General features: G+C 69.8%; 6 protein-coding genes. 3 read left to right on the top strand and 3 right to left on the bottom strand.

The features are described from left to right. From AC1DKV_RS34250 to AC1DKV_RS34240, 3 genes are all read right to left on the bottom strand, one after another. Window positions 1–328 (bottom strand): DUF3999 family protein (locus AC1DKV_RS34250; protein ID WP_477139087.1); only part of this gene is annotated, 328 nt, incomplete at its 3' end. Further along, window positions 325–3,606 carry a DUF2339 domain-containing protein gene (locus tag AC1DKV_RS34245; RefSeq protein ID WP_441613003.1) on the bottom strand — a complete coding sequence of 1,094 codons (3,282 nt, stop codon included), beginning with the start codon at window positions 3,604–3,606 and terminating at the stop codon, window positions 325–327. The genes AC1DKV_RS34250 and AC1DKV_RS34245, both read right to left, overlap by 4 nt. A 92-nt stretch (window positions 3,607–3,698) precedes the next feature. Continuing rightward, a complete protein-coding gene (locus tag AC1DKV_RS34240) occupies window positions 3,699–4,049 on the bottom strand; it encodes a DUF2314 domain-containing protein (RefSeq protein ID WP_441613002.1) in 351 nt (116 codons plus the stop codon). Window positions 4,050–4,199: 150 nt separating this feature from the next. Between AC1DKV_RS34240 and AC1DKV_RS34235 the strand changes: the two genes are divergently transcribed. From AC1DKV_RS34235 to AC1DKV_RS34225, 3 genes are all read left to right on the top strand, one after another. Continuing rightward, complete coding sequence (locus tag AC1DKV_RS34235; protein WP_441613001.1) at window positions 4,200–4,829, top strand: DNA-3-methyladenine glycosylase I; 630 nt, start codon at window positions 4,200–4,202, stop codon at window positions 4,827–4,829. 833 nt (window positions 4,830–5,662) lie between these two features. Next, window positions 5,663–5,932, top strand: coding sequence for a hypothetical protein (locus AC1DKV_RS34230; RefSeq protein WP_441612999.1), 270 nt, complete (start codon window positions 5,663–5,665; stop codon window positions 5,930–5,932). 144 nt (window positions 5,933–6,076) lie between these two features. After that, a complete protein-coding gene (locus AC1DKV_RS34225; RefSeq protein ID WP_441612998.1) occupies window positions 6,077–6,460 on the top strand; it encodes a hypothetical protein in 384 nt (127 codons plus the stop codon). Window positions 6,461–6,598: the final 138 nt, after the last annotated feature.

Raw genomic sequence — 6,598 nt, 5'->3', positions numbered from 1 at the left:
CGCCCTGGACCGGTGCGCGCGCCGCCGGCAGCGCGAACCACGGCACTTCGTGCAGCGTGCGCACTTCGGCGGGCGCCTCGGCCGGCAGCGCCAGCGCATAGGGCAACAACTCGCCGGCGCCGTTGCGCACGCGCAGGTCGCCGAGTCCGCCTTGCCGCGCGTGGGCGTAGACGCTGGCATCCAGCGTCACCGCGTAGTACGCCGCGGCGCCTTCGGTGACCAGCGCGAAGCGCTCGGCCCACGCCAGGCCCGGGGCCAGCAGCGCCACGACGGCGCCCAGGAGCAGCGCCTTGGCCGGCCTGCCGGGGCCGGGGGAAAACCGTGTCATGCGGCCTCCTTCGCCTTCGGCGGCAAGGGCGAGAAATAGCCGATCAGCAACAGCAGGACGCCCACGCCGATAAACGAGATGATCCGCTCGATGCCCTTGACGAAGGACAGGTCGAGCAGGAACAGCTTGATCACCGTCACGCCGAGCAGCGCCCCGCCCACGAACCACAGCACGCGCGTGCCGCGCCGGGTGGCCGCCACCATCACGATCAGCGCCAGCACGGTCCAGAACACCGACAGCGAGGCCTGCACCAGCGTGGATGCGCCCAGCTCCTGCAGCGTGTAGGGCACGCCGGACCAGTGATGAAGCGTGCGCAGCAGCATCGCGTTGAGCCAGACGAAGAGCGTGGCCGCGGCGATGCCCCTGAGCCCGTCAGCGTACGGCTCCACCGGCATGCCGATGCGCCGCGCCCGCGCGAGCCACAACATTGCCACGCCGTAGACCAGCACCTGCACGAGATCCAGCGGATTGAGCAGCGGCACGCGGCCGAGGGTGGCGCCGGCCTGGGTCAGGTTGGCGTACAGCGTCCACAGCCACATCAGCACCACCAGGGGCGCCGAGGCCACGGCAAACAGGCGCAGCAGGCTGTCGCGCCGCGCCCAGACCATCCCGGCCAGCGCGAACGCGCTCCAGCCCGCCAGGAAGACCAGTTGCAGGTTCAGCGAGCGCAGTACGTCCGCCACGCCATAGCCGATGCCGAAGTGATGATGCAGGGTGCGCAGCAGGACCGCGTTGAACCACAGGAAGGCGGTGGCCAACGCGGCGTACTCCAGCACGCGCGGGCAGCCGGCCAGCCCCAGCGCGGCAAGGCGGCGCAACCACAGCACCAGCGCCAGCGCGGCGAGCAGCTGCGCCACGTCGAGCGGGTTGAGCAGCGGCAGGTAGAACAGCGGGGCGGCATCGCCGTCGCTGGCCACGCTGGCCACGCTCCACAGCCACAACAGCGCCGCCAGTGGCGCGGCGCCCCACAGCAGGTAGGCGCGCGCGAAGCGGGCCACCGGCCAGCGCAGGCGCCAGCCCCAGGCCGACAGCAGCGCCAGCAGCGCGCCGTAGCCGTAGGCCCACGCGCTCCAGCTCCACGCGCCTTCCGGCACGTAGGCGCGCAAGCGCCAGTAGCCCTCCGTGGTCAGCAGCATGCACAGCGTCCCGAACAGCAGCGCATGGTGTGGCGCCAGCAGCGCATCGGGCACATCGTCCTGCAGGCGTCGCAGCAGCACGTAGGTCGCAGCGAAGACCGCCAGCCAGGCCAGCGCGCCCGTGCCGGCCAAGGGCGAGGCCAATCGGGCCGCGCAGCTCAGCGCTGCCAGCACGGCCAGCAGCGGTGCCACGGCCAGCGCCGGCATGCCCGCCAGCGGCCATGCCAGGCCGCGCCGCGCCAGGTGCGCCAGCCATCCGCCGAGCGCCACGAACAGCGCCAGCAGCTCCAGCAGGGCCCGCGGCTGCCAGCCTCGCTGCATGTGCCAGTGCAGGATTTCGGCCACGCCGCCGCCCAGCCACCACAGCAAGCCCCAGCCGGCCGCCGCCAGGCCCAGCGGCGCGCACGGCGCGTACCAGGCGCGTGCCTCGGGCCGTCCGTGCAGGCGCCAGCCGCTGAAGATGCCTGACCCGGCCAGCAGCAAGGTGCCGATATAGCGGCTGTTCAGCACAGGCCACTCCAGCCGGGCGGTCTCGGACAGGCTGCCCGCGGCGAAGGCCATGCCGCCAGCCAGTTGCAGCAGCAAGCCGCTGGCCAGCGCCAGGCGGCGCTGCTGGCGCACGCCCAGCCACACCACGGCGGCGCCCTCCACCGCCCACACCGCGCTGGTGGTGCGCCCGTCGAAAGCCAGCGGCACGGCCAGCGTGGCAAAGATGACGCCAAGCGCCAGCATGGCCTCGAACAGCAGCCCCAGGCGCTCGCGCCGCGCCGACAGCCATGCGGCCAGGCCGAGGTAGAAGGCCGCCAGCGCGACCGCGCTCCATGCCATGGCAAACGGGATATTGCGCACCAGCGCGGCCTGCAGGCCCATCGCCAGCAGCGGCGTGCCGAACACCAGCGTGCCGTCCACGTAGTCCTTCAGGCTGACCTGCCGGCGCAGCGCATAGAGCAGCGCGATGCCGGTGTACATCAGGAAGAACAGGATCAGGAAGGGCTCGGTGCTGGCCAGCAGCGCGGGGCGGTAGTTGAACGCGCCCCATGCCGTGCCGATGCCGAAGGTGAAGGCAAAGCCGAGCAGGTTGAGCTGGCGCCAGGCGCGGAACCAGGCAATGGCGAAGATGCCGGCGTTGAGCAGCGCGTAGTAGCTGAACAGCATCACGTGGCTGCCGCCGCCGGTGGAGATCAGTACCGGGGCGAGAAAGCCGCCGGCGCTGCCCGTGAATGCCAGCACTGCCGCGTTCTGCAGCACCGCCAGGCCGCCGGCCAGCACGCAGATCGCCACCAGCAGCGGGAAGGCCGCCGCCGCCGGCAGCAGGCCATACAGCTTGGTGGCGGCGAACACCGTGAGGTACAGCACGCCCACGCCGCCGCCCTGCAGCACCAGCGCGTAGGTGGCGCGGCGCTCGCGCAGGAGCCAGCCCATCGCCAGCAGCGCCACCGCGCCGGCGGCCACGCCGGCAAGGCGGAACTCCACCGGCAGCATCGCGTTGTCGGACGCGTACTTGAGCAGGAAGGCTACGCCGAAGAACAGGATCAGCACGCCGACCCGCACCACGCTGTTGCCGCCGAGCAGCCAGTCGCGCGCGGCAGACAGCGCGCGCTGGACAAAGTCCGGCTCCTGCGGGCCGAGCGGCGTGGAGAGCGGCGGCGCGGGCGGAACCACCGCCGGCGATACCGGCGGCTGTGCGACCACCGGCGGCACCGGGATCGCCGCGGGCATGGCAATGGATGGTGGCGCTGCCGCCGCGGCCGGGACAGGGACCAGGACAGGGACCCGGACCGGCATCTCGCCTGCCTCGGTCGCGGACGAGGAAGGCTGCGCAACCGCCGGGTCCTGGAGCGCTTGCGCGCCCGCCGCGCCGCGCAGCTGCGCCAGCTCACCCCTGAGCGCGGCCAGTTCGCGCTCGAGGTTGGCCACGCGCGCCGCCAGCGGCAGCGGCGCCTGGCCGGCAGCGTCCTGCGTGGCGCCCTGCGCAGTGCCTGCGGGAATCTCCCACGCATCGCCCGGCGCGCGCGGCCGCGCCGGCCGCTCGCTCACCAGCCAGCCAAAGCCGAAGCCCAGCACGGCGCCCGTCAGGGCGCCCCCGAAGCCGGCCGCCACCGCGCCCAGCACCATGCCAATCACCGCGAAGATCCAGCGCATCAGTTATGTGTCGCCTTACAGGTTGACCAGGGGTTGATGCAAGATGAAGCGAAGCGAGCCATTGGGGTGCCCGGCGCGGCCGGCAGGGCCGTTCAGTCCTCGTCGTCGCTATGGATATTGATGACGTGGCGCGCCTCGAACCACAGCGGCATGCCGGGTGCCATTTCCTCGGTGCAATAGGGCTGGTTGTCGAGATCGCCGCTGTAGAGGCCGCCCTCTCGCCCGGTGACCACCACCCACATGCGCTCTACGTGCTGCTCCTCGCGGTCCTGCTCGTCGGTGGTGAGGATGCGGAAGATCAGCTTGACGATCTGGCCGGGCTGCAGCGCCTGGCGCTGCTCCAGCGGCGGGAGCCAGAAGGTTTCGGGATAGGCCGCGGCGATGGCGTCGCCATCGTCGAGCTGCCAGCCGTCTTCTTCCAGAGTGGCTAGTCGTTGTTCCATGTCGGTGTCGTGCATTGATGGGTTTAGGGGTTCGCACCCTCGATGGCACATCGTATCAAATGCCCTCATCGTGCATCACTGGCATGCGTCGCGGACACGACAGGCCACGCCGGCGGCCTTAAGATGACGCCTCCAAGGAGAAAAGCCAAGATGCCTGCCAAGAAGGAAGCCACCACGCCAGAACGCCAGCGCTGCGGCTGGTGCGGGACGCTGGAAGACTACTGCCACTATCACGACACCGAATGGGGTTTCCCCGTCGACGACGACCGCCGCCTGTTCGAGAAACTTTGCCTCGAAGGCTTCCAGGCCGGCCTGAGCTGGCTGACCATCCTGCGCAAGCGCGAGGCGTTCCGCCGCGGCTTTGCCAATTTCGATATCGAGAAGGTGGCGCGCTTCGGCGAGAAGGATATCCAGCGCCTGCTGGGGGATGCCGGCATCGTGCGGCACCGCGGCAAGATCGAGGCAGCCATCAACAACGCGCAGCGCGCCCGCGAGCTGCTCGAGACCGAGTCTTCGCTGGCAGCCTATTTCTGGCGCTTCGAGCCGGAACCGGCAAGCCGGCCCAAGGTGCTGACACCCGAAGTGCTGCGCACCATGGCGATCTCGCCGGAATCCACGGCGCTGTCCAAGGACCTGAAGAAGCGCGGCTGGCGCTTCGTCGGCCCCACCACGATGTATGCGCTGATGCAGGCGATGGGGCTGGTCAACGACCACCAGGACGGCTGCACCACGCGCGAGCAGGTGCTGCGCGCACGCAAGACGTTCAAGGTACCGCGCTGAACGGGCACCGGGCGGACCTGAGGCAGACGTAAACGCGGGGAGGCCCTGGCGACAGACGTATACGTCGTTTCGCGAGGCAGGCTGACGCGTATACGTTCACCCCGCCCGCCTCCGCAATGATTGCCTTAAGTCTTTCAGTATTGTTTACGTATACATAAATAGTAGTAGTAGGTAAACGCACCCATTTCCCGTGGATAAGCTGGTTTTCCCCTTTCGATTCAGTGACTTGCAGGAAAGATAAGTCATAGGGGAATACCCCTATGACTCGGGATATCTTTGTGCGTATACGTGAAGTGCTCTTGGCGCCACGAAGTTGTACGTATACGTCCCACAGCCCACCCCCAGCCAGGCCACAGCTTTCCGGCCCACTTATCCCCAGGACGAGGCGTGGTTATCCACAGTCGCAGCCTTCTGAAGTCCTAACATCCGCCGCCGAAAACGCTGAATCCACTGGCAGCCCACCGGGACCGACGGCGCATCGTGACCGGCGCCGCCGGCTGAGCCCCCGCCCCTGCCTGTGTTGCCCGCCGGCCAACCTTTGCGCAGCGCACCTGTCTGCGAACTTCCAACATGTGGCCGCCGCCAAGTGGCGGCGCATCCCCATTCGCGCCTCCGATCCGTTGCGGCGGGGATGGCACGGTCCATGCGGTCAGAGCATCAGGCGCGGGGCCGATGCCCGCCCTCCCGTCCCCGGGGCCCCAGGCCCCTTCGGAGAACCGCAAATGAAGATCCAATGCCCCGAGCGCCCAGAGAGCCATGCCGTCCCGCGGCTGCGCGTGGCATTGCGTAAACTGCGGCGCGCGGTGCTCCTGGTTCGGGTGCTCGGAATGTGCATGCAAAGCATCGCCTTCGCCCCGCCCGCGGCGCAGGCGGGCCCTGCGCTCACGCCCGACCAGGCCCAGCCGCCGGGCTACCTCGAAGCCGTTTCCACCGGCTACGGCAACGGCCGGGCGTTCAGCGCGCCCGAGGGCATCGCTGCCTTGCGCTTGCCGCGCGCGGTTGCCCCCGACGCGCGCTCGCCCTCGGTGCCGTCCCCGCCGGCACCGGCACCCGCCGCCACCCCGGTGATGCCCGTCCCGGGCAAGCCGAGGCGTGCGCAGTGACGATGGCGCCGCGGACCGCGCCGCATGCCCGGCAGTCGGTACGCACTCGCACGAACGCGCGGCCGCGCCCGGCGCGATTCTCCTGTTCAGAAGTGCGCGAACGCCTACACTGAAAGAGCCCCTAGCTGCCCGGTGGAGGACAATGTGACGCTTGCGCCTTACGTTTCCGCCTTGCTTGCCTTGCCCCTGTTGGGGCTGGCCGGCGCGGCCCATGCCCAGCCGACGATGCCCTCTGCCGCCAGTGCAGCGGTGAGCGACGCCATTTCCACTGCAGTGCAGCGAGGCGAGACGCCTTACCGCATGCCACCCACGGTCGCCAGCGAAGATGGCGAGTCCCTGCGCGTCGCATGCGCCGGGCTGTTGCAGAAAATCCGCACGGCGCAAGCGCAGCAGCCCCTGGTCGGCACCCGGCGCAGCATCGAGGCAACGCCCGGACTGACCAGCCCCAGCGCCGCCCGCGAGTCTGCGATCCATGCGCTGGAGTCCGACTACCGGGCGCGATGCACGACGGCCCGCGAAGGCGGCTAGCGACGCGGCCGCTGGCCGCGTGGTCGCACCCCCGTTGAAGAAGGCCAGCCGCCCGCGGCTGGCCTCGGTATCTGATGGTTGAGGGAGTCGCTGCCCCTCAGCCAAAAGCCGTACGCATAAATCATCCCGGCGCCGATG

The organism is Cupriavidus sp. 05T41, from assembly GCF_056396525.1.
The sequence above is the reverse complement of the archived record's forward strand: the minus strand, read 5'-3'. Positions and strand labels throughout refer to the sequence as shown.

What these genes read in the sequence shown, in the direction of transcription:
- AC1DKV_RS34245 (WP_441613003.1), bottom strand. Translation starts at nt 3,606, where the DNA reads ATGCGCTGGATCTTCGCGGTGATTGGCATGGTGCTGGGCGCGGTGGCG.
- AC1DKV_RS34235 (WP_441613001.1), top strand. Translation starts at nt 4,200, where the DNA reads ATGCCTGCCAAGAAGGAAGCCACCACGCCAGAACGCCAGCGCTGCGGC.
- AC1DKV_RS34240 (WP_441613002.1), bottom strand. Translation starts at nt 4,049, where the DNA reads ATGGAACAACGACTAGCCACTCTGGAAGAAGACGGCTGGCAGCTCGAC.
- AC1DKV_RS34230 (WP_441612999.1), top strand. Translation starts at nt 5,663, where the DNA reads ATGCAAAGCATCGCCTTCGCCCCGCCCGCGGCGCAGGCGGGCCCTGCG.